Below are 753 nucleotides of genomic sequence, written 5' to 3' on the forward strand. Positions count from 1 at the left end.
GCCCTGGACAACGCCCGCCTGTACTCCGAGCGCACGGCCATCAGCCAGTCCCTGCAGCGCAGCCTGCTGCCGCCGGAGCTGCCCGACGTGCCGGGCGTCGAGGTCGAGGTCATCTACCGCGCGGCCGGCGAGGGCAACGAGGTCGGCGGCGACTTCTACGACCTCTTCCCGATCCGCGACGGCGCCTACGGCTTCGCCATCGGCGACGTGTGCGGGACCGGCCCAGAGGCCGCGGCCGTCACCGGCCTGGCCCGACACGCGCTGCGGCTGCTCGCCCGCGAGGGCTTCGGCGGCCCCGCCGTACTGGAGCGCCTGAACGCCGCCATCCTCGACGAGGGGGCCCGCAGCCGCTTCCTGACCCTGCTCTACGGAGAGCTGTGGCCGCAGGAGGACGGCAGCGCCACCCTCAAGATCGTCTGCGCCGGGCACCCGCTGCCCCTGCGGCTGCGCCAGACCGGCGACGTCGAGGCGGCGGCCGAACCGCAGCCGCTGCTCGGCGTCATGGACGACCTGGAACTGTACGAGCAGACGGTGTCCCTCGCCCCCGGCGACGTGCTGCTGTGCGTCACCGACGGCGTCACGGAGCGCCGCGAGGGCACCCGCATGCTCGGCGACGACGGCCTGGTCGACGTCCTCACCACGTGTACGGGCCTGACGGCGGGCGCGGTCGCCACCCGCGTGCTGCGCGCGGTGGAACGCTTCGCCGCGCAGCCGGCGTCGGACGACATGGCCATCCTCGCCATGCGGGTCCCC

1 protein-coding gene is annotated in these 753 nt (G+C 74.5%); it reads left to right on the forward strand.

Annotated features, from left to right (window positions below):
* A partial coding sequence (locus KUM32_RS29590) for a PP2C family protein-serine/threonine phosphatase (RefSeq protein ID WP_217145050.1) occupies positions 1–753 on the forward strand: 753 nt, incomplete at both ends.

It is taken from the genome of Streptomyces sp. AC627_RSS907, from assembly GCF_019049165.1.